This is a genomic window from Streptomyces sp. NPDC048257 (assembly GCF_043201855.1).
Classification (GTDB): Bacteria; Actinomycetota; Actinomycetes; order Streptomycetales; family Streptomycetaceae; genus Streptomyces.
The window spans coordinates 211272-236240 of the sequence record NZ_JBICZI010000006.1 but is presented as its reverse complement, the minus strand read 5'-3'; the positions used below and the strand labels follow the sequence as shown (position 1 = coordinate 236240).

Here is a 24969-nt window from a genome sequence, read left to right as displayed (position 1 = left end):
GATGTACCGCGGCTTCGTCCGTCCGCAGGACGTACGGGGACCCGCGTGCCGGGAGGCTGAAGTCATGGCCGACACCCTGCTCGCCCCGGCGGCACAGAAGACCACCCGGCTCCCCCTCCTGGACGTCCTGCGCGGCGCCGCCATCCTCGGCACGCTCATGACCAACGTCTGGATCTTCACCTCCCCCGGCTCGGAGTGGGGGGTGTTCCAGGGCGCGCTGAAGGCGCCGGACCCGCTCGCCGACCCCTCCGCCGCCCACCTCGCGGAGAGCGTCTTCCGCTTCCTCGCGGACGGCAAGTTCCTGGCGCTGCTGACGGTCCTGTTCGGCGTGGGCCTGGCCATCCAGTACGACTCCGCCGCGCGCCGCGGCGACCCCTGGCCGGGCCGCTACCCGCGCCGCGCCGCCTTCCTCTTCGTCGAGGGAACCGTCCACTTCGTGCTCGTCTTCGCCTGGGACGTGCTGATGGGGTACGCCGTCACCGCCCTCCTCGTCGCCTGGCTGCTGGCCCGCTCCGAAAAGGTGCGGCGGCGGGCCATGTGGACGGCCGGCGCCCTGCACCTGGCGTTGGTCTCCCTGCTGACCCTCGATGCGCTGAGCCGCCCCTCGGGCCCCCCGACGAGCCCGGACGCGGCCGCCGTCGAGCTGTACGCCCACGGCGGCTACCCCGCCCAGATCGCCTTCCGGCTGGAGCACTTCGCCGCCCTGCGCATCGAGCCGGTGTTCTCCTTCGGGCTGCTGGTCTTCCTCTTCCTCCTGGGGGTGCGGCTGCACCGCGCGGGCGCCTTCACCGCCACCGCCGAAGGCCGCCGCATCCGGACCCGGCTGGCCGCCTGGGGGCTGGGCCTCGGACTGCCGCTGAACGCCGCGACCACCCTCGGCGGCGGCGACTTCTACCTCCTGGGCCGCTACGGCGCCGCGCCGCTGCTCGCCCTCGGATACATCGGCCTGATCGGCGTCGCCCTCGACCGGCGGTGGGTCCCGGCCCCCGTGACGAGCGCCCTCCGCTCCGTCGGCCGCACCGCACTGTCCTGCTACGTCGCCCAGAACCTGCTCTGCATGCTGCTCTGCTACGGCATCGGGCTGGGCCTCGCCGAGCGGCTGGACGGCAGCGGCCCCTGGTGGGTGATGGGCCTGTGGGCCGGGGTCAGCCTGACCCTGGCGGCCGGATCGTGGCTGTGGCTGCGCCGCTTCGGCCACGGCCCCCTGGAGGCCGTACAGCGCGCGGTGCTCAGGTCGCGCCGGTGACGGCCACGACCTCCACCTCCAGCACGAACTCGTCGTACGGGGCCTCGTCCGGGTAGGGCGGCCGGACCTGCGCGAAGCGGATCCGGGCCCGGCCCCCGCCCGGGGGGCGGCCCCGGACGACGTACGTCCGCTCCACCGGGGCCCCGGGCAGCGGGGGCGCCGGCACCTCCGCGCGCCCGGCGGCCGGGGCCTCGGTCACCGTCACCGTCACCGCGTCCGTGTCCCCGGTGACCTGCCAGGTCCACACGTACCCGCGCGCCCCGCGCCCGGTGAGCCGCAGCTCGTACGGTTCACCCGGGGCCAGCGCGATGCTCCGTACCTCCACGGCCGCCGGTCCTCTCAGACGGGTCCGATCACCGACCCCTCGTGCCAGCCCGCGCCGTCGCGCCAGTAGTGCTGGAGGCGGCGGTCGGTGCGCAGGACGATGACTTCCAGGTTGAACCCGAAACTGCCCTGGAGCATCCCGGTGACGGAGGCGACGTCGTGGCCGAAGACCGCGCCGCGCTGCCAGGCCGAGCCGCCCGCGTTGCCGCGCCACCAGTGCTCCACGCGCCCGCCGGCGACCGCCACGCAGAGCTCGTAGTTCCCGGCGGTGTCCTCGTCGGCGGCTCCGAACTGCCCCTCGATCAGGCAGGGCGCGGAGACGGCCGGCGTACCGCTGCCGAAGATCTCACCGGCGCGCCAGGCGAAGCCGTTCGGATCGTCGCGCCACCACAGCTGCATGCGGCCGTCGGTGAGGGCGGCGACGAGGTCCAGGTGGCGGCTGCGGGTCTGGACGAGGGCGGGGCCGTAGTGGGCGATGCCGGAGCCGAACCGGCCCCCGTCGTTCCAGGTCCAGGGGGCTCCGTTGATCCGCCACCAGTGGTTGAGGCGCCCGTCGGCGGTCCGGACGACCACCTCGAAGTTGCCCGGCTTGCCGTAGTCGCTCTGGATGAAGGCCGGGGTGGATCCGACGGCCGCGTCGCCCGGGCCGAAGGCGCCGCCGTCGCGCCAGACCCGCACGGACTGCTCGAAGTACCAGTGGCGCAGCCGGCCGCCGGTGGTGACGTGCAGGGACTCCATGTTCCGGTTGTAGGTGGTCCCGGTGAAGGCGGGCTGGCCGGAGGCGTCGCCCGCGAAGGCGCCCGCGGGGGCCCAGGCGAACGGGGGGTCCCCCTCGCGCCACCAGTGCTGGAGGCGGCCGTCGGGGGTGGTGGCGAGGAGCTCGAAGTTGCGGTGGGCGCGGCCGTTGCCGCTCTCGTAGACGTTGCCGGTGTGCAGGCGGCGCTTGCTCCACGGGTCGATGTTGGTGCCGTGCAGCCCGCACTTGGCCCAGTGGTCGATGTTGACCTCGCCGTAGGCGATCCGGCCGTAGCCGCCGACGTGGTAGCCCGTCCCCCAGGAGTTCTTGAACAGCCAGCAGCCGGCCGCGTCGTCGTACCCGACGATCAACACGCAGTGGCCGCCGGCGAGATGGTCGCTGGTGCGGTGGTAGACGCCGGAGCCGAGCCCGAAGAAGTCGTCGTAGACGTCGAAGCAGGCGGTCAGCGGGCCGACCGTGTCCAGCCAGACCTTCTGCTGCTCCACGTCGCCGAGCCGGACGTAGTCGGTGATCCGGACGGTCCGGCCGGACCGGTCCCAGCTGGGCGTGTACTCGGCCCCCCAGGCGTCACGGCGGGCGGCCGGCAGGCCCGCGGGCGGGGTGCTGTACGGCCAGCAGTCCGGGTCGGCGAGCCCGCCGTTCCCCTTGATCCAGTCCAGGGCGGTCTCCGGATTGCTGCCCTGCCCGCAGGTGAAGCGCAGGCCGTCGTGCACGTCCCCCTCGGAGCGCTCCGCCCATACGTCGTGCTCGATCCGGGCCATCGACTCCACCAGGCCCGCGGCGCCGAAGGCCCAGCAGGAACCGCACGGGTTCTGGTCCTTCACCTTGGTGATCCACGGCCGGCCCCAGCGGCTGCGCCAGTCCACGGCGGCGGGCCGGAGCGGGGCGGCGGGCCGGGCCGGGGCGGGGGGCCGGGCCGGGGCGGCCCGACCGTCCGGCCGCCGGTCCCCGGGCAGCAGCCCGTGGGCGGCCCGGCGCCGGGTGAGATGCGGATTGCCGCTCGCGTGGCCGATGATCTCCGGCAGGTCGATCACCCCCGCGTCCTCGGCGGGCGTCAGATTCGCCCCGGGCTCCAGACCGAGCGAGGGCCGCGGCACGGGCTCCTCGTCGGCCAGATGCTCCAGGACCGACCAGCGCGCCCCCCGTGCGGCGAGCTGCGCCCGCAACTCCCCCACCGACTGCACAGTCTCCTCCGGCATGGCGGCCCCCCAGCTGCAACCGTTCGGATTCAAGACCCGGGAGCGTCCCTCCGCCGCAGGGGGGCGTCAAGGGGGTCCGCACGGTCGCGCGGTGGCACGAGGGGGCGTGCCACCGGCAGTACCGCCTGCCGTACCGCCGGCAGTACCGCCGGCCGCGCAACGGCCCGACGCGCAGTCGCTCTTCGAGTTGTGCCTGGGGGCCCTCCTCGACGGCCTGGCCCCCGCCGTCGAAGGCTAGGCTCGGCCGTATGGGGACCTGGATCGCGCCGAGCGCCATCGAGAGAGAGCTGTACGAGGCCAAGACGGCCGGTGACTGGGGCGCGTACTTCGACGTACTCGCCCGTACGCCGCTGTACGTGGCGCAGTCCCGCGGGCAGTCCGACGCGCACCCCGACTCGGTGTTCTTCCGCGCCACCCCGGACCGGATGCTCGTGGTCCACACCGCCGGCATGCTGCCCGCCCCCACCCCCGAGACGGTCTACGAGTCCCGGAGCCTGCGCTGGTTCTCCACCGTCTGGGCCGCCGACGACCCGGCCTTCCTCGCCGTGAACCCGCAGTCCCCCTCCGAGGCCTACCTCACCACCACCCCCGCCGACCTGGCCCGCTGGCGCGCCCACGCGGAAGCCGCCCCGCACTACGGCCTGCCCGAGGGCAAGGTCCACGCCCTCTTCACCGGCGGCCCGCTGCACGGGCCCGTCGCCCACGGCCTCGCCGTCGGCTGCCATCTCGCCGTGACGAACGGCGAGTTCTGGAACTCCCTCGCCTACCACGGCAGCGGTTACCAGTACGAGCGCCGCCGCGTCGCGAAGAGCTGGAGCATCACCGACCGGCCCGACTGGCTCTCCACGCTGGAGACGCTCCTGGGAGCGGATGCGGTCAGCCCCGTCTGGGAGTACGCGCTGCGCGTGCGCCGCGCGCTCGCCTCCGACTTCGCCGGGCCCGTGGACGTCGAGCACTGGCGGCACGCCGCCGAGGCCGGCCTGCGCCGCAGCGCCGAACGCGCCGCCGAACCCCAGCTCACCCCCGACGGGGTCACCGTGGCCCAGCCGCGCCCCAGCGCGGAGGTCGAGGGTGAGATAGCCGGCGTCAGGCGCCTCATCGGCCGGATCGCCCGCTACGAGCAGCGCTTCCGGGCGGACGGACTGCTTCCCGCGGACGGCTGGGTGCGCTCGGTGGAGGGCTGGGACATCGGCCGGGCCTCGCAGATGGCCCGCTGGGGCGTCGGCTGCCGCTACGGGACCGTCGCCGAGGCCGAGCAGGCCGTACTGCGCGCCGGGGAGGCCGCGCGCGACACGTACCGCTCGTGGGAGGAGTTCTCCGCCGGGTACGTCCTCGGCCGGTGCCTGCACTTCGACGAGGAGGAGTTCGGCACCTGGTACACGACCGCCCTCGCCGCCCACCTCGCGCTGACGACCGACCCGGCCAGCCCCTGGCTCAACATCCCCTGGAACCTCGGGTAGTCGGCGGGCCCCGGCCGGAAACCGGCGGCGGGTCACCGGGCCCCCCGACTAGCCTCGCCGCCATGACCGTTGAGATGAACGAAACCGTGCGCGGGCTGCTCGACGCGCCGCACCCGGCCGTCCTGTCGACCATCAACCCCGACGGAAGCCCGCAGAGTTCGGTGATCTGGGTGACCCGCGACGGCGCCGACCTGCTGGTCTCCACGGAGCAGGGCCGCCGCAAGGAGCGCAACATCGTCCGGGACGGGCGGGTCGGCCTCACCGTCTTCGACCTGGCGAATCCCTTCCTCTACGCCGAGATCCGCGGCACGGCCACCGTCACCGAGGACATCGGCCGGGCGGTGGCCGTCCGGATCGCCGAGGAGTACATGGGCCCGGGCGCCGGCAAGGAGTACGAGGAGGCCCCGGCCGAGCAGGTCCGGGTCGTCGTCCGCATCACCCCGACCAAGGTCCTCGGCAACGCCGCCCGCTGAAGGACCGGCAGCACGCAGCCCCGGCCCCCGCAAGGTGCGGGAACCGGGGCTCGGTACTGCCGGTCCTTCGGTGCTTCCGTGGGGCTAGCCCTGGGTGAAGTACCCAAGCAGATCGGCGATCACGTGGCTGGGACCGCCCCACTGGCCGTTGTGGACGCTGACCTTGCCGTCCGCGACCGGGGTCGTCACGTGGTTGGGGACGGTCAGACCCGGCAGCGTCTGCAGGCTGCTCGCCTCCGGACGGGCCGACCCGAAACCGTACGCCGTCAGGAAACCGGCACCGGCGCTCTCGGTCGCCGTCAGGTTCAGCACCGCGCCCACCGCGCCGGCCGGCACGCCGGACACGGTCGTGGTGGCGCCCGCGGCGAGCTTGCCCGTCGTACGGGTGTCCGCGAGGCGCTTGGGCACGACCGGCGTGTAGAGCGCCTTGCCGTCCGCGCCGTAGTAGCCCACCGCGTCCACGATCAGGTGCGCCGAACCGGCGTGGTTGTACAGGGTGATCGTCCCGTCCGGGCCGACCGGCACGATGGCCTGGTTCGACTTGGCCTTGCCGGGCTCCGGGTTCAGGTTCGACGCCGGCTCGGGCCGCTTCGCCGCGTCCGGGTAGGCGACCACGAACGAGTTCTGCGTCGCCTCGGTGCTCGTCAGGTTCACCGCGACGGCCTTGGCGCCCGCCGGGATCCCGCCGACCCCCGCGACCTTGACCGTACGGGTCGTCCCACCGGCCACCGGGCCGCCGGCGGTACGGGTGTCCGCGAGCCGGGCCGGGGCGACCGGGCTGAACTTCTGCCCGCTGTTGGGCTGGTAGTAGCCGACGAAGTCCACGATCACGTCCGCGCGGCCGGCGTTGAGGTAGAACCAGACCTGGCCTTCCTTGCCGACGGGGACGGTCACCGTGTTGGACACGGTGCCGCCCGCCCGGGCGTTGAGGCTCGATGTCGTCGGCCGGTCATCGCGCGCCGGCGAGACGGCGAGGTAGGCGTCCTGAGTGACGTTGGTGAGGGTCACGTTGATGACCGCCGCGGACATGGCGCCCGAGGCGCTGCCCGCCGGGTGGAGCCCGATCGGCATGCCGACGGGTGTGGGGACCCCGCCCTGCAGGCTGACGCCGTGGTTGATGCGGCTGTCCTGCAGACGGAAGGGCTCTGTGGCCACGTAGCCCGCGCGGGCGTAGTCCACGTGCACGGTCCGGGTCGCCGTGGCCTTGTTGCCCTTGACGTCGAAGACCCTGACGGTCACCTGGTAGTCGCCCGGACGGACGTAGGAGTGCTTGACGGTGGCCAGACCACCGAAGCTCTCGTAGGAGCCCTCTCCGTAGTCGACCTCGGTACGCTCCACCGGCCACGGCGTGGCCGAGGCCGAGGGGTCGAAGGAGACGGTCAGCGGGGGCATGTGCCCCTTGTCGTCCGGGCCCGGCAGGACCGGTGTATCAGTGAAGGAAGCCGTCAGCGGGCCCGCCGGGGTCACCTTGGCCGTCTGCTGGGTGGTGGCCTCCTGACCGGCGCCGTTGACGGCCGTCACCTTGATCACGTAGTCGCCCGGCTTGCCGTAGGCGTGCGTGGCCAGGCCGTGGGCGCCGTTGCCCTGCCGGGTGACGACCGGGGCCGTCCCGTCGCCGAAGTCGACGCGGTAGCTCATCGCGGTGGGCCAGCGGCTGTCGGAGACGGCCTGCACTTCCACCTTCGTACCGACCGGCGCCCAGGTCTGGTCGACGTGCATCCAGGCCTGGCTCAGGCCGTCGTGGGTCTCGTGGGCGCCGCGGTCCAGGTAGCCGCCGTTCTTGCCCGTGTTGGGAACCTGCGGGTCGTCCCCGGTCGGGGTCCTGTCGAAGTCGCTGGGCAGGACTCCCGGCGCCGTCGGGTCGGCGGAGTCGACGGTCGGGGAGCCGTCGACCGGGCCGACGCCGTCCCGGCCCGGGGTCAGGATGTCGTGTCCGCCCTGACCGGTCGCCGCGTGGAAGGCCGCCGGGTCCGGGTACGTGATGCCGGCCCAGCTGTACGGAATCTGCACGGGGGCGACGGGAACGCCCGTGGCCAGGTTGTAGTCGACGAGCGTGCCGGCCGTCGCGCTCTGCGCGACCAGGACGGCGTTGCGCGGCTCGTCGGTCTTGCAGTAACTGCTGCGGGCCTCGGTGAAGAACACGTTGTTGAACAGCCCGGAGCCCGTCGAGCCGCCACTGACCGAAACGCCGGTGGCGCAGTAGCCGTAGACCGTGTTGTTGGTGACGACGGTGCCGGGTGCGTCGACCGCGGCAACCGCCGGCCGTGCCGAGCCGGTGATGACGTTGCGGCTGAGCACGGTGCCCCGCGAGCCGCCCTCGATCCGGACGCCGAGCAGATTGCTCCGGGCGATACGGACGTCCTTGCTCGCCCCGTCGACCACGACGGAGTCGAGCCCGCCCCGCATGACCCGGAGCCGGTCCAGCCCGACATCGGTGGAACCGCTGATCTGCACGCCGGCGCGGGGGAACAGGCTACCGAGCACCACGTGGGAGGCACCCTGGACGGTCAGCAGCTTGCCGACATCGACCTGCCGGCTCTCCCACTCTCCTTCGGCGACGAAGCTGATCGGCTTGCCCGGTGCTCCCGAGCGATCGATGGTGACGGCCTCGTCGTAGGTCCAGCCCGCCTTGATCCGGACCGTCTGGCCCGGGAGCACGGCCTTGGCCGCCGCCGAGATGGTGCAGTACGGGACGGCCTGCGTACCGGCTCCGGTGTCGGAGCAGTGGGAGCCGTCCTGGTTGTTGACGTAGAGGTTGGGCGGGGTCTCGGCGGCCGCGGCGGCCGGAACACCGAGAAGGGTGACGAGACCTGCGGTCAGCAGGACCGTCGTGCGAGTGGGACGCACCAGTGGGGTTCCTTCGTGGAGAGACAGCGTGGAGTCACGAAGGATGCTGCGGCGCCGCGCGACTGGTAGACCTCTCCCCCAGCGACAGTCGGGCGCACGCGACCCCCCGCGTACTGCGCTCAGTATCCGCTGTCCGAAAGTCGATGTCACGTGCTCTTTTCCCCGGCTACGGAAGCCGGGGCCTGACCGCCGCCCAGGCGTCGACCGCGGCCGCCACGGGATCGGCGTCCGCGAGGTGGGGACGGACGAGAACCAGCCACGGGATCAGGGTCTTGATGCGGCGCAGGTGCCGGATGCGGTGGTACGGGAGGTCGCGCCAGCCCCGGCCCTGCGCCGCGGCCTGCTCCGGGGTCAGGTCCACCAGTGCCAGCAGCTCCCGGCACAGGGAGGCCGGGTCACCGCCCCGGTCCGGACCGAACTGCTGGATCAAGTAGCCGCGTACGCAAGCCAGTTCGGGCGCCCGGACCAGATCGGGCAGCCCCTCGGCCCGCGCGCAGCGGTCGGTGGCGGTCAGCGCGATGCGGCCCCAGCGCAGCCGGATCCCGTCCGGCAGCCGCTCGTCCCGCATCCGCACCCCGGCCAGGACCCGCAGGGTGCGCGGGTGCGGTTCGTCCTGCAGCGGCGGGTCGGCGGCCAGCCAGGCCTCGATGTCCTCCAGCGAGTGCCCGTCGGGCGGCACCGAGGTCAGCACCTGCCCCCGGGTGAGCAGCGCGACCATGGCGCCCTCGAGGCGGACCTTTGCGACGTGCCCGGCGTCGAAGGAGCCGACGGACCGCCCGTGGCGCTCGATGCGGCGCAGGCCGATCCTCGACTCCCCGACGGCGTAGACCTGTCCGGCCCGCGCCACCCCGCCGACGCACCGGACCACGCACACGCCACCCGTGACGTCGGCCTCCTCGACGGAGTACACCTGCAATTCGGCGATGGACACCCCGGCCCCCTTCCCCGGGCGGAGGTTACCTCCCGGGGACGGCCCGGTTCACCGGGACGGGGTTTCGAGGACCAGGCGGATCTCGGTGACCTCGTAACCGGCGCGGTCGAAGGCGGCGGCCATCGGCACGTTGACGGTGTCCGTGGTCGCGGTGACGCGCTCGGCGCCCTCGGCGGCGTGGAAGCGGGTGATCTCGCCGAGGATCTCGTCGATCAGGCCCTGGCCGCGCTGCTCCGGTACGACGCCCAGGTAGCCGACGTTGCGGTGGTACGGGGTCGCCGAGGGGACGGCCAGGCCCGCGAGGCGGCCGTCCGGGAGGTGGGCCAGGCGCCACCAGGAGCGCTCGCCGGGGCAGCCGAGGTAGAAGTCGAAGTCCTCGCGGGCCAGCTGTTCGGCGTCCATCAGCTGCAGTTCGTTCTGCGTGGCCAGGTCGAGGCTGCCGTGGGAGAGCCGGACGAAGGCGTCCAGCATCTCCTCGTCGGTGCCTTCGCGGAAGACGAGCCGGCCGGTGGGCTCCGCCGTCCCGGCGGCCGGGGTCCACTCGTAGCGCAGGCGCTCTATCTCGCGCGTCAGGCCGGCTTCGGCCGCGGCCGCCCGGCGCCACGCGATGGCGGCGGCCGTCTCGGGGTCGGCCCGCCAGTCTCGCGGCAGGGACATGTCGTAGCCCGGCCGCTCCCCGAAGGAGGCGTGACCGGCCGCCAGCAGTCCGGCGGCGACCGCGGCCGGGCCGGCCACGCCCTCGCGCACCTGGAGGCAGTCGAGCGCGACGGGTCGCTCGCTGTCGGCACGGCCCCACCACAGGGCGCGGGCGAGGATCCGCCCGTCCTCGTCCTCGGCGAACCAGATCCACTCCGGGCGGATCCGGTGGGCGGCGAGCTCCTCACGGATCCGTTCGGCGGGCAGGGCGGGGACGGGGCCGTCGGCCGGGTAGGCGACGGCGCGGTCCAGGTCTGCGGGGTCTGCGGTGGCAGCGCGGAAGATCATCCGGCGATGATCACACGCGGTCCGCCGCACCGGCCAGGGTTTTCCGGCAGGCCGGCGCCGGGTTGGTCCGGACGTCCGGACGTCCGCCGAACCCCCTCCTGCGGTACGGCCGATGGCCGGTCTCCGCGGGGGAGACCGGCCATCGGATCGCGTTGCCGTCCGCTACGCCCAGGTGACCAGGCGGCGCGGGTGTTCCAGAACCGCCGCGATGTCGGCCAGGAAGCGGGAGCCGAGCTCGCCGTCGATGAGACGGTGGTCGAACGACAGCGCCAGGGTGGTGACCTGGCGCGGCTTGACCTTGCCCTTGTGGACCCACGGCTGGAGCTTGATCGCACCGACCGCGAGGATCGCGGACTCGCCCGGGTTGAGGATGGGCGTACCGGTGTCGACGCCGAAGACGCCGACGTTGGTGATGGTGATCGTGCCGTTCTGCATGTCCGCCGGGGACGTCTTGCCGTCGCGGGCCGTGGCGACCAGCGAGGACAGGGACTCCGACAGCTCGCCGAGGGACTTGGCGTGCGCGTCCTTGATGTTCGGGACGATCAGCCCGCGGGGCGTCGCCGCCGCGATGCCCAGGTTGACGTAGTGCTTGAGCACGATCTCCTGGGCCGCCTCGTCCCAGGACGCGTTGACGTCCGGGTTGCGGCGGATGGCCACCAGGACCGCCTTGGCGATCAGCAGCAGCGGGTTGATCCGCAGGCCCGCGAGGTCCGGGTCGGCCTTGAGCTCCTGGACCAGCTTCATCGTGCGCGTCACGTCGAAGGTGATGAACTCGGTGACGTGCGGCGCGGTGAAGGCCGAGCCGACCATGGCCTGCGCGGTGACCTTGCGGACGCCCTTGACCGGGATACGGGTCTCCCGCGCCGCGGCGTCGGCCGCGGGCGCCGCGGCCACCGCGACGGGCGCGGACGCCGGAGCGGCGGCCTGGGCCGCGGCGGGCTCGGCGGCCTGCGGGGTGAGCGCCGCGGCGGCCGCCGCGTGGACGTCCTCCCGGGTCACGACCCCGCCGTCACCGGTGGGTACGACCGAGGCCAGGTCGATGCCGAGGTCCTTGGCGAGCTTGCGCACCGGCGGCTTGGCCAGCGGCCGCTCGCCGCTCGGCTGCGCCGGGACGGCGGGGAGCGGCGCCGGTACGGCCGGAGCCGCGGGGGCCGCCGGGGCGGCGGAGCCGTTCTGTGCGGCCGTGCCCGCCGGGGCCTTGCGCGGGCGGCGCTTGGTGGAGGCGGTGGAGACTCCGTAGCCGACCAGGACGGGCTGGCGCGCCTCGGGGGCGGGCTCGGCCGCGGCCTCGGCGGCGGCCGCCGGAGCGGTCTCCGCCACGGCGACCGGGGCCTCGGCGCCGGCGCCACCCTCGGTCTGCACCGAGATGATCACCTGGCCGACGTCGACCGTGGTGCCCTCCTCGAAGAGGAGCGCATGCACGACACCGTCGAACGGGATCGGCAGTTCCACGGCGGCCTTGGCCGTCTCGACCTCGCACACGACCTGACCGTCGGTGACCGTGTCACCCGGCTGGACGTACCACTTGAGGATCTCGGCCTCGGTGAGGCCCTCGCCCACGTCGGGCATCTTGAATTCGCGGATGGTCATGAACGTGGCTCCTCAGTACGCCAGCGAGCGGTCGACGGCGTCGAGCACCCTGTCCAGGCCCGGCAGGTACTCGTCCTCCAGGCGGGCCGGCGGGTACGGGGCGTGGAAACCGCCCACGCGCAGCACCGGGGCCTCCAGGTGGTAGAAGCACCGCTCCGTGATGCGAGCGGCGACCTCCGCACCCACGCCGAGGAACACCGGCGCCTCGTGGACGACCACGAGCCGGCGGGTCTTCTCGACCGAGGCCTGGATCCCGTCGAAGTCGACCGGGGACATCGAGCGCAGGTCGAGGACCTCCACCGACTTGCCCTCCTCGGCGGCCGCGGCCGCCGCCTCCAGGCAGACCTTCACCATCGGGCCGTAGGCGGCCAGGGTGACGTCCGAGCCCTCGCGGCTCACGCGGGCCTTGTGCAGCTCACCGGGGATGGCCTCGAAGTCGACCTCGCCCTTGTCCCAGTAGCGGCGCTTCGGCTCGAAGAAGATCACCGGGTCGTCGCTGAGGATCGCCTGCTGGAGCATCCAGTAGGCGTCGCTCGCGTTGGACGGGGAGACCACCTTGAGGCCCGGGACGTGCGCGAACAGCGCCTCGGGGGACTCGCTGTGGTGCTCGACCGCGCCGATGCCGCCCGCGTACGGGATGCGCACGACGACGGGCATCTTGACCTTGCCCAGGGCGCGCGCGTGCATCTTCGCGAGCTGCGTGACGATCTGGTCGTACGCGGGGAAGACGAAGCCGTCGAACTGGATCTCCACGACCGGCCGGTACCCGCGCAGCGCCAGGCCGATGGCGGTGCCGACGATGCCCGACTCGGCGAGCGGGGTGTCGATGACCCGCTCCTCGCCGAAGTCCTTCTGCAGGCCGTCGGTGATCCGGAAGACACCGCCCAGCTTGCCGACGTCCTCACCCATGATCAGGACCTTCGGGTCCTGCTCCAGGGCCTTGCGCAGCGACTCGTTGAGCGCCTTAGCGATCGACATCTTCTCGACAGCCATCAGTGACCCTCCTCGAAGGACGCGAGGTAGGCGGCGAACTGGGCGCGCTCCTCGTCGACGAGCGCGTGCCCGTCCGCGTAGACGTTCTCGAAGATCGCCATGGTGTCCGGGTCGGGCATGGCGCGCACGGCCTCGCGCACCCGCTTGCCCATCGCCTCGCTCTCCGCCTCCAGCTCCGTGAAGAACGCCTCGTCGGCGCCCCCGGTGGCCAGCAGGTGGGCCTTCAGGCGCAGGATCGGGTCCTTCGCCTCCCAGGCTGCCGTCTCCTCGTCCCGCCGGTACTTCGTCGGGTCGTCGGAGGTGGTGTGGGCACCCATGCGGTACGTGAACGCCTCGACCAGGGTCGGGCCCTCACCGCGGCGGGCCCGGTCCAGGGCCCAGCGGGTCACGGCCAGGCAGGCCAGGACGTCGTTGCCGTCGACGCGGACGCCGGGGAAGCCGAAGCCCTGGGCGCGCTGGTAGAGCGGCACGCGCATCTGGCGCTCGGTCGGCTCGGAGATCGCCCACTGGTTGTTCTGGCAGAAGAACACCACGGGGGAGTTGTAGACGGCGGAGAAGGTGAACGCCTCGGCGACGTCTCCCTGGCTGGACGCGCCGTCGCCGAAGTAGGCGATGACCGCGGAGTCCGCGCCGTCCTTGGCCACACCCATCGCGTAACCGGTCGCGTGGAGCGTCTGCGAGCCGATGACGATCGTGTAGAGGTGGAAGTTGTTGGTGTTCGGGTCCCAGCCGCCGTGGTTCACGCCGCGGAACATGCCGAGCAGGTTGGTCGGGTCGACCCCGCGGCACCAGGCCACACCGTGCTCGCGGTAGGTCGGGAAGACGTAGTCCTCGTCGTTCAGGGCCCGGCCGGAGCCGATCTGCGCGGCCTCCTGGCCGAGGAGCGAGGCCCACAGGCCCAGCTCTCCCTGACGCTGCAGGGCGGTGGCCTCACCGTCGAAGCGGCGGGTCATGACCATGTCGCGGTACAGCCCGCGCAGGTCCTCGGTGGTGATGTCTGCGACGAAGGGGGCGAATTCCGCGTTGTCCGCGTTTTCCACCCGGTCCCCTTCGGGCGTCAGCAGCTGTACGAGCTGAGGTACGGCGTCCTGCGTCTGCGCGGTGGCAGCGGCGGGCTTGGCGGCGGCGTTCGCCGCGCCTGCCGCCCGCTTGGTGCCGCTGCTGCGTCGCGGCTTGCGCGCGGCAGTGCTCTCCACGGTCACGTGTGCTCCTCCGTCGGTCCGGCACCCGGGTTCTCCGGGGTCCAGTGCGGCTCACCTGTATCCGTAACGAGCGCACGGGGTGGGTGCGCGTCGCGTACGGGGATTCAGGCGTGACAGGTGCCCCGGCGAGTGCCCTGCGCAATGCACGTTACCCAGTGTGTCGCATAACTGCGAAACCCCGTTTGACCTGCGTTTTTGCTTGGATTTCCAAGTAAATCCACAGGGGCGGGAACAACCACTGGTCACAGCCTTGCAGGGGCCGGGAACAACGGCACGTTATCCCGGGTAACTCCGGCAGGGAAGAGGTGAGTGTGTGAAACTGACTTCGTGCGCGAAGACGGAAAAATCAAGGTATTCCTCCTGGACGACCACGAAGTGGTACGTCGCGGCGTCCACGAGCTCCTGTCGGTCGAAGACGACATCGAGATCGTCGGTGAGGCCGGTACGGCCGCGGACGCCTTGGTCCGGATCCCCGCCACCCGCCCCGACGTGGCCGTCCTCGACGTCCGCCTCCCGGACGGCAGCGGTGTGGAGGTGTGCCGCGAGGTGCGCTCCCATAACGAGGACGTCAAGTGCCTGATGCTGACCTCGTTCGCCGACGACGAGGCCCTGTTCGACGCGATCATGGCGGGCGCCTCCGGATACGTGCTCAAGGCGATCCGCGGCAACGAGCTGCTGAGCGCCGTCCGCGACGTCGCCGCCGGCAAGTCGCTGCTCGACCCGGTCGCCACCGCCCGCGTGCTGGAGCGGCTGCGCGACGGCAAGAACGGCAAGGGTGACGACCGCCTCTCCCACCTCACCGAGCAGGAGCGGAAGATCCTCGACCTGATCGGCGAGGGCCTGACCAACCGGGTGATCGGCGAGCGGCTGCACCTGGCCGAGAAGACGATCAAGAACTACGTCTCCAGCCTGCTCTCCAAGCTGGGCATGGAGCGCCGCTCCCAGGCCGCCGCCTACGTCGCCCGCCTGCAGGCCGAGAGGCGCTGAGGCCGTTCCACCGTTCCACCGGGCCCGGTGTTCCATTCGGGACCAACGTCCCGGGTCATCGGGGCGGCCTGCTCTTCCCGGCAGCGCGCCGGTACGTGAGAGTGGACCGCATGTCCCCCGAGGAACTCCACGCCGTCGAACTGCTGCGCCGGGTGCCGTACGGCCGCGTGGCCACCAGCAGGCGCGCGCTGCCCTTCCTCGCGCTCGCCCGCCACATCGTGGTGGACGGCAGGGTGGTGCTGAGAATGCACTCCGGTTTCGGCTACCACCGGGCCTGCAACGGCAGTGTGGTGGCGTACGGGGCCGACAATTCCCATTCCGCGGATCCGGCGCTCTGGTCGGTCCAGTTCACCGGAACGGCGCAGGTCATCGAGCCGACCACGGCTGAACTGGAGCTCTTTGGTCCGGTTCCGCATTTCGTCGACGGTGAGGTCTTCGACCCCGTCTACATGCGGATCGAACCCCAGTTCATCACCGTGCACTCACTGGCCGGGATTCCGGACCGGCAGTACCAGCACGCACTCTGAGCGGCGCTCGCGCGGATACGGGGACGGGCCCGGCGGAATTGATTCCGCCGGGCCCGTCCCCGTATCCGTGGAGCTCCCGTCACTCCTCCGAGTTGGTGCCGCCGCCACCGCCGGCGCCGCCCGTCTCCGTGGGCTTCGCCGACGTGCTCGTCGTGGGCTTCGTCGAAGCGCTCGCCGTGGGCTTCGTCGCCGAAGCGGACGGCGAGGCGCTGCCCGTCGGCGAGTGCGACGCGCTGGCCGAGGGCGACGGGCTGAAGCTCTGCGACCGGGTGCGGGTCGCCGCGGGCGAGTTGTCGCTGGTGGCCGGGGTGTTGTCCTGGGTCTGCGTGGACTGCGTGGCGTTCGGGGAGCTGGACTTGCTCGCCTCGCCGCCCGGGGTGCTCTGGGTGGTCTCCGGCTTCTTCTGTTTCTGGCCCACGGTGTTGACCGCGTAGGCCACGCCGCCCGCGACCGCGATGATGGCGAGCACCGCGAACAGCCACACCTTCCAGCGGCTTCCGCCGCCGCCTCGGTCGTCGTAGCCGCCGCCGTGGCCGCCCTGGCCGCCACCGGGGAAGGCCGAGCCGTCGTCCGGGTTCAGCGCCGGCACCATCGGCTGCTGGAACTGCGAGGTCGAGGCGTGCGCACCGTACTGCTGCTGCCCGCCGCCCCCGTTCACGGGCATCGCGGTGGTCGGGGCAGCCCCGCCCCGGCCGTGCGGCAGGGACATGGTGACCGGGCCGGTGCTCCAGGTACCGGTGTTCGGTCCCTGGTCGTGCAGCATCTGGAGCGCGTACTGGACCAGCCCGCGCATCTCCTCGGCGCTCTGGAACCGGTCGTCCGGGTCCTTGGCGAGGGAGCGCATGACCAGGCCGTCGAGCTCCTGCGGGATGTGCCGGCCCTCCGGCAGCTGCGAGGGCGGCACCGGTGCGTCCTGGACGTGCTGGTAGACCACCGACAGCGGGGTCTCGCCGGTGAACGGGGGCCGCAGCGCGAGCAGTTCGTACAGCAGACAGCCGGTCGCGTACAGGTCGGAGCGGTGGTCGACGGCCTTGCCGAGGGCCTGCTCGGGCGACAGGTACTGCGGGGTGCCCATGACCATGCCGGTCTGGGTCATCGTCGACTGGGCGCCGTGCAGGGCGCGGGCGATGCCGAAGTCCATCACCTTGACCGCGCCGGTCTCGGTGATGATGACGTTCGCGGGCTTGATGTCGCGGTGCACGATGCCGTGCTGGTGCGAGTACGCGAGGGCCTCGAGCACGCCCGAGGTGATGATGAGCGCCTGCTCGGGGCCCGGGGCCTCGGCGCTGATCAGCAGGTCGCGGATGGTGCGGCCCTCGACCAGCTCCATGACGATGTACGGGACGGTGTTCGGGCCGACCCGGTCCTCGCCCGAGTCGTACACGGCGACGACGGCGTGGTGGTTGAGTCCGGCGACGGACTGCGCCTCGCGCGTGAAGCGGGCCTTGGACACCGGGTCCTCGGCGAGGTCCGCGCGCAGCAGCTTCACGGCGACGGTGCGGCCCAGGCGGACGTCCTCGGCGGCGAACACCTCGGCCATGCCGCCGCGGCCCAGCCGGTGCGTCATCCGGTAACGACCGTCTCCCACCAGGCCGCCTGCGCCCCAGTGCTCAGGACCATCGGTCATCCCGGCGCCGTTTCCCTCGGGTTCGGGTGCCATCAGTCCTCGCCGTCGTATCTCTCGGCTGCCGCTCAGCGGTAGTCCTCTTCGTCGGTGCTCCGGTGAACGCTACAGCCTCGGAACCGGTCACCGTTCGGACAAGGCCACCCTGTGCACGTGTGGTCACGGAACGGGCACCTGGCTTGACGTGTGCTTGCCCTCGGGCAGACTGGGCGCCATATGCGCCCGGCCAGCGGCGTGGGGACACATCCCGAGGGGAAGCAACAGTCATGAGCCAGGACGGCACTCAGGGCCAGTACGCGGGCGGCTCTCTGGCCGGTGGCCGTTACCAGCTAAGGGACTTGCTGGGGGCGGGCGGCATGGCCTCCGTGTACCTGGCGTACGACTCGGCCCTCGACCGGCAGGTCGCCATCAAGACCCTGCACAGCGATCTGGGCCGCGAGCAGTCCTTCCGCGAGCGGTTCCGCCGCGAGGCCCAGGCTGTAGCCAAACTGTCGCACACGAACATCGTCTCGGTATTCGATACCGGTGAGGGCGAAGTGACGTTCGGCGGCGGCTCCGGCGACGGCGCGGTGATGCCGTACATCGTCATGGAGTACGTGGAGGGCCAGCCCCTCGGCTCGGTACTGGAGGCGGACATCCGCCAGTACGGGGCCATGCCGGCGGACAAGGCGCTGAAGGTGACGGCCGACGTGCTGGCCGCCCTGGAGACCAGCCACGAGATGGGGCTCGTCCACCGCGACATCAAGCCCGGCAACGTCATGGTCAACAAGCGCGGCGTGGTCAAGGTGATGGACTTCGGCATCGCCCGCGCGATGCAGTCGGGGGTCACCTCGATGACGCAGACCGGCATGGTCGTCGGCACCCCCCAGTACCTGTCGCCCGAGCAGGCGCTGGGGCGCGGGGTCGACGCCCGCTCCGACCTCTACTCGGTCGGCATCATGCTGTTCCAGCTGCTGACCGGGCGGATCCCGTTCGACGCGGACTCGCCGCTGGCCATCGCGTACGCCCACGTACAGGAGGAGCCGGTCGCGCCGTCCTCCGTGAACCGGTCGCTGACCCCGGCGATGGACGCGCTGGTGGCGCGGGCCCTGAAGAAGAACCCGAACGAGCGTTTCCCCACGGCCGCGGCCATGGGCGACGAGGTCGCGCGGGTGCTGGGCTCCGGGCAGACCGGGGCGCCGGTGATCGTGCAGGGGCAGGGCCCGCTGAGCAGTGGCGCGGGCGTGGCCTCGGCCGTGTTCCCGCCGGTGGAGTCCGGCTACCAGGCGCCTGTGCAGTCGGTGCAGCAGCCTTACCAGGCTCCGCACACCCCGACGCCCGCCCCGTACGCGCCGACGCCCGCGCCGCAGCAGCACGCGCAGGGCGGCTACGCCTACCCGCACACGCCCCCGCCGCAGCAGCAGTACGCGCCGCACACCCCGCCGCCGTACACGATCTCCCCGGCCACCACGGGCACGTCGGCGATGGCCGGTGGCGGCAAGCGGAACATGCCGGTACTGGTGGGCGCGATCGCGGTGGCGGTGCTGGCGATCGGCGGTCTGATCGCGGCGATCTCGCTGAACGGCGACGGCGACAAGGACAGTCCCACGACCGCGGACCCGGGGGCTTCCACGTCCGCCTCCTCCTCCGCCAAGGCCGGGTTCAAGGGGCCGGACACCACGCGCACGATCGACCCGAAGAAGTGCACGGAGCCGGTGAAGCACTACAGCGAGGCCGGCAAGTACATGGCGCCGGACCTCAAGTACAAGAACCTGCTCTCCGTGAAGGAGTGCATCCAGGCCTCGGGCGGCAAGTACAAGATCGTGCCGAAGGACGAGGCCGTGTACGGCAAGGACACGGTGCTGTTCCAGAACCCGGCCGCCGGGGAAAAGATCGACAAGGAAGGCACGGAGTACACGCTCACCGTGTCGACCGGCAACCCCGAATAGCGCAGCGGGCACCGCGGCGCGAGGGCGCGACAGGCGGCGCATTACGGCATACCGGCATCCCGGGCACCCCGATGGGGCGTCCGGGATGCCGCTTTTGCCCCACCATGTAAATCTGGGCGCATATCTCTGACGCGCAGCGAGCAGCTCGGTGGCTCGGGACGGGAGGGGCACCCCGTGGTCCAAGGCTTCCGCCCGCCGCACTGGCTGGCCTGCGCCGCGCTGGCCGCGTCCGCGCTCGTGCCCACCGCCTCTGCGTACGCCGGCCCCCTCCTCTCCCCGGTGCGGCACGCGGCCGCGCCCGCAGCGCCCGCCGCACCGGACGACCCCTACGAGGAACGGCTGGCCGGCAGCGTCGCCGGAGTCGGGCGCGAGCGCCCCGGGCGGCCGGTCGGCGAGCCCGCCAACCCGGAACTGATGGTGGCCTCCCGGCCGCTGCCGGTCCGCCCGCGCACCGAGCCGGATCCGGTTTCGCCCCCGACGGCGACCGCGCCGCCGTCCGCCGCCGTCGCCGTCCCGACCCCGCCGGCGGTGGTCACCGCCCTCGGCACCGGAGGCAACGACCGGGCCGCCGACCTGGCCGCGCACATACTGCCGCTCGGCACCGGATTCGCCCTGATGGGCCTGGGCCTGGGCTACCTCGGGATCCGTCTGCGCCGGGGCATCTGAGCGGACCGGACCGGCCCGTCCGGCCGGGCGTCCCCCTTGCGGCGTACACCCCAGGATGGTTGCCGTGAGTGAACATACTCGGTATACATACCGAGTATGTCGATCCGTCACGGGCTACTCGCCCTGCTAGAACGGGGTCCTCGGTACGGCTCTCAGCTACGCACCGAGTTCGAATCCCGCACCGGCTCCACCTGGCCGCTCAACGTCGGGCAGGTGTACACGACCCTCTCCCGTCTCGAACGCGACGGCCTCGTCGCCCCCGACGGCGAGGACGCCGCCGGTCACACCCTGTACGCCATCACCGACGCCGGCCGCACCGAGCTGTTCCGGTGGTACGAGCGCCCCGTCGACCGGGCCAACCCGCCCCGCGACGAGCTGTCCATCAAGCTCGCCATGGCCGTCGGGGCCCCCGGCGTGGACATCCGCGCCGTCATCCAGTCCCAGCGGCACGCCACGATCAAGGCGATGCAGGACTACACCCGGCTCAAGGCCACGGCGCTCGCCGCGGTCGAGAGCGGCCGGTCCCGCGAACGCGACGACGTGGCCTGGCTGCTCGTCCTGGAACAGCTGATCTTCCAGACCGAGGCCGAGGCCCGCTGGCTCGACCACTGCGAAGCCCGGCTCGTCCGGCTCTCCCTGCCGGCCGAGCGGAGAGCCGTAGAACCCGAACCACCCCAGGCCGACGCAGCCGAGACCCCGGCCCCGACCACCACCACCCGGCCCCGTACCGCGCGTACGCGACGTGGCTGAACCACCGTTCCAGGGGGGACCCTCCATGCCTGACCAGCGCCAGCCCCAACAGCCCGTCCTGCAGTTGGACCAACTCGTCCGCACCCACGGCAGCGGTGCCACCGAGGTGCACGCCCTGCGCGGGATCAACCTCTCCGTCTTCCCCGGGGAGCTCGTCGCCGTCATGGGCCCCTCCGGCTCCGGCAAGTCCACGCTGCTCACCCTCGCGGGCGGCCTCGACACCCCGAGCAGCGGCCGGGTCATAGTCGAGGGCACCGACATCACCGCGGCGAGCCGCAAGCAGCTGGCCGCCCTGCGCCGCCGCAGCATCGGGTACGTCTTCCAGGACTACAACCTGATCCCGGCCCTCACCGCCGCCGAGAACGTGGCACTGCCCCGGGAGCTCGACGGGACCTCCGCCCGCAAGGCCCGCGTCTCCGCGCTCGCCGCGCTGGAGGAAATGGGCCTCGGCCAGCTCGCCGACCGCTTCCCCGACGAGATGTCCGGCGGCCAGCAGCAGCGCGTGGCCATCGCCCGCGCCCTCGTGGGCGACCGCCGCCTGGTCCTCGCCGACGAGCCCACCGGCGCCCTCGACTCCGAGACCGGCGAGTCCGTCCTCGCCCTGCTGCGCGCCCGCTGCGACGCGGGCGCGGCCGGGATCCTCGTCACGCACGAGCCGCGGTTCGCCGCCTGGGCCGACCGCGTGGTCTTCCTGCGCGACGGCAGCGTGGTCGACGAGACCCTGCGCAGCCACGCCGACTCCCTCCTCTCCGGGCAGGCGGCCGGCCAGTGACCTCTCCGCTCCGAGGCTGGTACCACTCCTGGATCGCGGCCCTGCGCATCGCGCGCCGCGACGCCTGGCGCGCCAAGGGCCGCAGCTCCCTCGTCCTCGCGATGCTCGCCCTGCCGATCATCGGGGTGAGCGCCGCCGACCTCACGCTGCGCAGCGCCGATCTCTCCCCCGAGCAGACCCTCTCCCGGATGATCGGCGCCGCCGACGCCCGGGTGAGCTACACGCACATGGGCGGGCCCGTCAACCAGAGCCCCGACGGCACGAGCTCCGCGCCCGTCGGCGGCTACAAGGCCTACGACCCCTCGAAGTCGTCGCGGGAGAAGCCGGAACCGGCGCAGTCCGCGTTCCCGGCCGGGGCCCAGATCCTCAAGGACAGCAGCGGCTACGCCAAGGTCCGCACCACGCACGGGCTGCTCGACACCCAGCTGCGCGAGCTCGACACGCACAGCCCCCTGGTGGCGGGGATGATCACGCTCGACCGCGGCCGGCTGCCCGGGGGCCCGGGCGAGGTCATCGCGACGCAGGCCTTCCTGGAGAACTCCGGCCTCTTCGTCGGCTCCTCGGTCACCCCGCGCGGCGCCACCTCCCCGTACAAGATCGTCGGCGCCTACGAGCTGCCGTCCGAACTCTCCAAGGACGAGATCATCGCCCCGCCCGGGACGCTGATCGCCCCGCTCGACAAGGTGTTGCAGGACGCCGGAGCGCGCGGAGTGACCCCCGAGGAGAACTACCTGGTCAAGGTCGGCGGCGCGGGCGTCACCTGGGACCTGGTCAAGGCGGCCAACGCCAAGGGCATGGTCGTCATCTCCCGCAGCGTCATCCTCGACCCGCCCGCCGACTCCGAGGTCCCGCTCTACCGGGACGAGCCGAAGGAGCAGTTCAGCCGAGAAGGCAACAAGGCCGTCGAGATGGCCATCCTCGCCACCGTCGTGGGCCTGGCCATGCTGGAGATCTGCCTGCTCGCGGGACCGGCCTTCGCGGTCGGCGCCCGCCGCTCGCGCCGCCAGCTGGGCCTGGTCGGCGCCAACGGAGGCGACCGGCGCCACATCCGCTCCATCGTGCTCTCCGGCGGCCTGGTCCTCGGCGCCGTCGCCGCCGTCATCGGCACCGTCTTCGGCGTCACGCTCACCGTCGTGCTGCGGCCGCTGCTGGAGGAGACGCTCGGCAACCGCTTCGGCGGCTTCGACTTCCGCCCGCTGGAACTGGCCGGCATCGCCCTGCTGGCCGTGATCACCGGCCTGCTGGCCGCGATCGTCCCGGCCGTCACCGCCTCCCGGCAGACCGTGCTGGCCTCGCTGACCGGCCGCCGCGGCGTCCGGCGCGCCAACCGGGTGCTGCCCGTCCTCGGCCTGATCGCCGTCGCCGGCGGCGCCGCGATCGCCCTCTACGGCACCACCTCGCGGCTGGGCAGCACCGTCGTGGCGGGCGGCAGCGCCATCGCCGAGCTCGGCATCGTCGCCCTCACCCCGGTCCTGGTCGGCCTGTTCGGCCGGCTCGGGCGGTGGCTGCCGCTGTCCCCGCGGCTCGCGCTGCGCGACGCCGTGCGCAACCGCGGACGTACGGCGCCCGCCGTGGCCGCCGTCCTGGCCGCCGTCGCCGGTACGGTCGCGGTCGCCACGTACCAGCACAGCAACGACGTCCAGATGCGCCACGAGTACCGGGCGGACCTGCCGCACGGCACCGGACTGCTGGAGGCCACCGAGAACGGCGCCTACAAGGAGGTGCCCGCCCTGCGCGAGATCCTCTCCAGGGACATGCCGCTGGCGCAGCGGGCGGACGTCGACCGGCTGGTCGTCGGCAAGCCGAGCTGCGAGTCGTACTCCACCGACCCCGGCTGCGGCCGGGCCGAGATCGTCGCGCCCAAGGACCAGCGCTGTCCGCTCTACGAGAACCCCGACGGCATGGACGCCTTCACCGAGGCGCAGCGCCGGGAACTGCGCCAGGACTGGCGCTGCCAGGACTCCCGGTACGGCACGCAGCACCCCGTCCTCGTCGGGGACGAGAAGGTGCTGAGCATCCTCGCGGTCACCGACCCGGGCTCCGTGTCCGCGCTCAAGGCCGGCCAGGCCGTCGCCTTCGACAAGCGCCAGGTCAAGGACGGCAAGCTCACCCTGCGGATCGTCACCGACCCGAAGGCCGCCGACGACATGCGCGGGAACGGCCAGGAGCTGCCCGGCCAGGACAAGGTCCTCCCCGTCCACCTGGCACCCGAATCGACCGTGAGCTGGGGCGTCGAGCTGATCCTGCCGCCCTCGGCGGTCAAGACGGCCGGACTGGTCACCGCGCCCCTGGGCTCGTACTTCCGCCTCGACGGGACCGCGACCACCGAACAGCGCCAGAAGATCGACGGGGAGATCGACCGGATGGGCGTGGAGGCCTCCCTGCGCGTCGAGGCCGGCTACCAGGGCGACAACAGCCTGGTCATGCTCGCCCTCGCCGTCTTCGCCGGGCTCGTGACCATCGGCGCGGCGGGCATCGCCACCGGGCTGGCCCAGGCCGATGCCGAGGCCGACCTGAAGACCCTGGCCGCGGTGGGCGCGGCGCCCCGGGTGCGGCGGACGCTGAGCGGCTTCCAGTGCGGGGTCGTCTCCCTGATGGGCGTCGTCCTGGGCTCGGCGGCCGGGATCCTGCCCGCCGTCGGCCTGCGGCTGACACAGCGGCGGGAGGGGGAGCGGCTCTACGAGCACGCGATCGAGCAGGGCTACTCGTCGGCGAGCGAGGCCATGCCGTTCGTGCCGATCTCCATACCGTGGGAGACCCTCGGCGGGCTGATCATCGTGGTGCCGCTGGGCGCGGCCCTGCTGGCGGCCCTCGTCACCCGCTCCAGCGGCGCGCTGGCCCGCCGGGCCGCGGCGTAGGCCGTTCCTTGCCGATCAGGCCTGCCGGGCCCGCGGGCCCGGCATGACGGCGTCGTAGGTACCAGGCTGGTGCCCCCGTACAGGGTGGATCACGACTGTACGGGGGCACACCGTGTGAGTACGGAGGTGTGCGAGAGAATGACGGCATGGAGATGCCGAGGAGTGAACGGTCGCAGGACAGCCCCCCGCACGTCCTGATCGTGGGACAGGACGGGTCGGCGGTCGGCGACGCCGATGACGAGTCGCGCGAGGTCCCGGTGACGGAAATGGTCGAACAGCCCGCCAAGGTCATGCGGATCGGCAGCATGATCAAGCAACTCCTGGAAGAGGTACGTGCCGCGCCTCTCGACGAGGCGAGCCGGGTCCGGCTCAAGGACATCCATGCCGCCTCGGTCAAGGAGCTGGAGGACGGACTGGCCCCGGAGCTCGTGGAGGAACTGGAGCGCCTGTCCCTCCCGTTCACCGAGGAGGCCATTCCCTCCGAAGCAGAACTGCGCATTGCCCAGGCACAGTTGGTGGGCTGGCTGGAAGGCCTGTTCCACGGCATCCAGACGGCCCTGTTCGCTCAGCAAATGGCGGCGCGGGCCCAGTTGGAGCAGATGCGCCGCGCACTGCCGCCGGGCGGGCAGCACGACGACGACGAGGACGGCGGCCACGGCGCGGTCCGCTCGGGCCCCTACCTCTAGGGCGCGTCCAGCAGGGCCCGTACGGTCTCCCGGCCTGATGGGCCATACACCCCCGGGTCCCGAAGACCGGCACAACACAGGCGTGGGGGGGGGGGGGGGGCGGGGGGGGGGCCCCCCCCCCCGCCCGCCGGGGGGGGGGGGGGGGGCGGGGGCCCCCCCCCCAAA

20 protein-coding genes are annotated in these 24969 nt (G+C 72.5%); 11 read left to right on the top strand and 9 right to left on the bottom strand.

Annotated features, from left to right (window positions below):
- The first annotated feature begins 64 nt into the window (after positions 1 to 64).
- Positions 65 to 1246, top strand: coding sequence for a DUF418 domain-containing protein (locus tag ACGFZK_RS16395; protein WP_393849539.1), 1182 nt, complete (start codon positions 65 to 67; stop codon positions 1244 to 1246).
- Here ACGFZK_RS16395 and ACGFZK_RS16390 read toward each other — a convergent pair.
- Positions 1230 to 1571 (bottom strand): protease inhibitor I42 family protein, encoded by a 342-nt coding sequence (locus ACGFZK_RS16390; RefSeq protein WP_393849538.1) that lies wholly within the window; start codon positions 1569 to 1571, stop codon positions 1230 to 1232. The two genes, ACGFZK_RS16395 and ACGFZK_RS16390, sit on opposite strands and share 17 nt — an antisense overlap.
- Before the next feature lie 14 nt (positions 1572 to 1585).
- The gene (locus tag ACGFZK_RS16385; RefSeq protein WP_393849537.1) at positions 1586 to 3526 is read right to left on the bottom strand and encodes a C1 family peptidase; all 1941 of its coding nucleotides are present in this window, start codon (positions 3524 to 3526) and stop codon (positions 1586 to 1588) included.
- Positions 3527 to 3774: 248 nt separating this feature from the next.
- Between ACGFZK_RS16385 and ACGFZK_RS16380 the strand changes: the two genes are divergently transcribed.
- On the top strand, positions 3775 to 4986 hold the full coding sequence (locus tag ACGFZK_RS16380) for a DUF1266 domain-containing protein (RefSeq protein ID WP_393849536.1): 1212 nt from the start codon (positions 3775 to 3777) through the stop codon (positions 4984 to 4986).
- A gap of 62 nt (positions 4987 to 5048) precedes the next feature.
- Positions 5049 to 5459, top strand: a complete 411-nt coding sequence (locus ACGFZK_RS16375) for a PPOX class F420-dependent oxidoreductase (protein WP_393849535.1) — start codon at positions 5049 to 5051, stop codon at positions 5457 to 5459.
- An 84-nt stretch (positions 5460 to 5543) separates the two neighbouring features.
- On the opposite strand, the gene ACGFZK_RS16370 is transcribed toward ACGFZK_RS16375, so the two are convergent.
- From ACGFZK_RS16370 to pdhA, 6 genes are all read right to left on the bottom strand, one after another.
- Positions 5544 to 8306, bottom strand: coding sequence for a PKD domain-containing protein (locus tag ACGFZK_RS16370; protein ID WP_393849534.1), 2763 nt, complete (start codon positions 8304 to 8306; stop codon positions 5544 to 5546).
- Between the two features lie 166 nt (positions 8307 to 8472).
- Positions 8473 to 9237, bottom strand: coding sequence for a hypothetical protein (locus ACGFZK_RS16365; RefSeq protein WP_393849533.1), 765 nt, complete (start codon positions 9235 to 9237; stop codon positions 8473 to 8475).
- Between the two features lie 48 nt (positions 9238 to 9285).
- Positions 9286 to 10221 (bottom strand): GNAT family N-acetyltransferase, encoded by a 936-nt coding sequence (locus ACGFZK_RS16360; protein ID WP_393849532.1) that lies wholly within the window; start codon positions 10219 to 10221, stop codon positions 9286 to 9288.
- A gap of 162 nt (positions 10222 to 10383) precedes the next feature.
- Positions 10384 to 11811, bottom strand: a complete 1428-nt coding sequence (locus tag ACGFZK_RS16355; protein ID WP_393849531.1) for a dihydrolipoamide acetyltransferase family protein — start codon at positions 11809 to 11811, stop codon at positions 10384 to 10386.
- A gap of 12 nt (positions 11812 to 11823) precedes the next feature.
- Positions 11824 to 12804 (bottom strand): alpha-ketoacid dehydrogenase subunit beta, encoded by a 981-nt coding sequence (locus ACGFZK_RS16350; protein ID WP_030714239.1) that lies wholly within the window; start codon positions 12802 to 12804, stop codon positions 11824 to 11826.
- Positions 12804 to 14006 (bottom strand): pyruvate dehydrogenase (acetyl-transferring) E1 component subunit alpha, encoded by a 1203-nt coding sequence (pdhA, locus tag ACGFZK_RS16345; protein WP_030010543.1) that lies wholly within the window; start codon positions 14004 to 14006, stop codon positions 12804 to 12806. Before pdhA ends, ACGFZK_RS16350 begins: the two co-directional genes overlap by 1 nt.
- Before the next feature lie 327 nt (positions 14007 to 14333).
- On the opposite strand from pdhA, the gene ACGFZK_RS16340 reads away from it, so the two are divergent.
- Positions 14334 to 14993, top strand: coding sequence for a response regulator (locus ACGFZK_RS16340; protein WP_393849530.1), 660 nt, complete (start codon positions 14334 to 14336; stop codon positions 14991 to 14993).
- Positions 14994 to 15103: 110 nt separating this feature from the next.
- Complete coding sequence (locus ACGFZK_RS16335; protein WP_393849529.1) at positions 15104 to 15520, top strand: pyridoxamine 5'-phosphate oxidase family protein; 417 nt, start codon at positions 15104 to 15106, stop codon at positions 15518 to 15520.
- Positions 15521 to 15599: 79 nt separating this feature from the next.
- Here ACGFZK_RS16335 and ACGFZK_RS16330 read toward each other — a convergent pair whose 3' ends face one another.
- Positions 15600 to 17180 (bottom strand): protein kinase, encoded by a 1581-nt coding sequence (locus tag ACGFZK_RS16330; protein WP_393849528.1) that lies wholly within the window; start codon positions 17178 to 17180, stop codon positions 15600 to 15602.
- 230 nt (positions 17181 to 17410) lie between these two features.
- Here ACGFZK_RS16330 and ACGFZK_RS16325 point away from each other — a divergent pair, with 230 nt between their 5' ends.
- The 6 genes from ACGFZK_RS16325 to ACGFZK_RS16300 all read left to right on the top strand — a co-directional run bounded on the left by ACGFZK_RS16325 (position 17411) and on the right by ACGFZK_RS16300 (position 24804).
- Positions 17411 to 19072, top strand: coding sequence for a protein kinase (locus tag ACGFZK_RS16325; RefSeq protein WP_393849527.1), 1662 nt, complete (start codon positions 17411 to 17413; stop codon positions 19070 to 19072).
- A gap of 174 nt (positions 19073 to 19246) precedes the next feature.
- Positions 19247 to 19738, top strand: a complete 492-nt coding sequence (locus ACGFZK_RS16320; RefSeq protein WP_393849526.1) for a hypothetical protein — start codon at positions 19247 to 19249, stop codon at positions 19736 to 19738.
- A gap of 96 nt (positions 19739 to 19834) precedes the next feature.
- The gene (locus tag ACGFZK_RS16315) at positions 19835 to 20488 is read left to right on the top strand and encodes a PadR family transcriptional regulator (protein ID WP_393849525.1); all 654 of its coding nucleotides are present in this window, start codon (positions 19835 to 19837) and stop codon (positions 20486 to 20488) included.
- 25 nt (positions 20489 to 20513) lie between these two features.
- Positions 20514 to 21260: an ABC transporter ATP-binding protein gene (locus tag ACGFZK_RS16310; RefSeq protein ID WP_393849524.1), complete on the top strand. Its 747-nt coding sequence runs from the start codon at positions 20514 to 20516 to the stop codon at positions 21258 to 21260.
- Between the two features lie 101 nt (positions 21261 to 21361).
- The gene (locus tag ACGFZK_RS16305; protein ID WP_393849615.1) at positions 21362 to 24118 is read left to right on the top strand and encodes an ABC transporter permease; all 2757 of its coding nucleotides are present in this window, start codon (positions 21362 to 21364) and stop codon (positions 24116 to 24118) included.
- Positions 24119 to 24264: 146 nt separating this feature from the next.
- Complete coding sequence (locus ACGFZK_RS16300) at positions 24265 to 24804, top strand: bacterial proteasome activator family protein (RefSeq protein WP_393849523.1); 540 nt, start codon at positions 24265 to 24267, stop codon at positions 24802 to 24804.
- Positions 24805 to 24969: the final 165 nt, after the last annotated feature.

Excerpts from the sequence above, each read along its gene's own strand:
- ACGFZK_RS16395 (WP_393849539.1), top strand. The coding sequence starts at position 65 with ATGGCCGACACCCTGCTCGCCCCGGCGGCACAGAAGACCACCCGGCTC.
- ACGFZK_RS16385 (WP_393849537.1), bottom strand. The coding sequence starts at position 3,526 with ATGCCGGAGGAGACTGTGCAGTCGGTGGGGGAGTTGCGGGCGCAGCTC.
- ACGFZK_RS16380 (WP_393849536.1), top strand. The coding sequence starts at position 3,775 with ATGGGGACCTGGATCGCGCCGAGCGCCATCGAGAGAGAGCTGTACGAG.
- ACGFZK_RS16375 (WP_393849535.1), top strand. The coding sequence starts at position 5,049 with ATGACCGTTGAGATGAACGAAACCGTGCGCGGGCTGCTCGACGCGCCG.
- ACGFZK_RS16360 (WP_393849532.1), bottom strand. The coding sequence starts at position 10,221 with ATGATCTTCCGCGCTGCCACCGCAGACCCCGCAGACCTGGACCGCGCC.
- ACGFZK_RS16355 (WP_393849531.1), bottom strand. The coding sequence starts at position 11,811 with ATGACCATCCGCGAATTCAAGATGCCCGACGTGGGCGAGGGCCTCACC.
- ACGFZK_RS16350 (WP_030714239.1), bottom strand. The coding sequence starts at position 12,804 with ATGGCTGTCGAGAAGATGTCGATCGCTAAGGCGCTCAACGAGTCGCTG.
- ACGFZK_RS16335 (WP_393849529.1), top strand. The coding sequence starts at position 15,104 with ATGTCCCCCGAGGAACTCCACGCCGTCGAACTGCTGCGCCGGGTGCCG.
- ACGFZK_RS16330 (WP_393849528.1), bottom strand. The coding sequence starts at position 17,180 with ATGGCACCCGAACCCGAGGGAAACGGCGCCGGGATGACCGATGGTCCT.
- ACGFZK_RS16325 (WP_393849527.1), top strand. The coding sequence starts at position 17,411 with ATGAGCCAGGACGGCACTCAGGGCCAGTACGCGGGCGGCTCTCTGGCC.
- ACGFZK_RS16315 (WP_393849525.1), top strand. The coding sequence starts at position 19,835 with ATGTCGATCCGTCACGGGCTACTCGCCCTGCTAGAACGGGGTCCTCGG.
- ACGFZK_RS16310 (WP_393849524.1), top strand. The coding sequence starts at position 20,514 with ATGCCTGACCAGCGCCAGCCCCAACAGCCCGTCCTGCAGTTGGACCAA.
- ACGFZK_RS16305 (WP_393849615.1), top strand. The coding sequence starts at position 21,362 with ATGCTCGCCCTGCCGATCATCGGGGTGAGCGCCGCCGACCTCACGCTG.
- ACGFZK_RS16300 (WP_393849523.1), top strand. The coding sequence starts at position 24,265 with ATGGAGATGCCGAGGAGTGAACGGTCGCAGGACAGCCCCCCGCACGTC.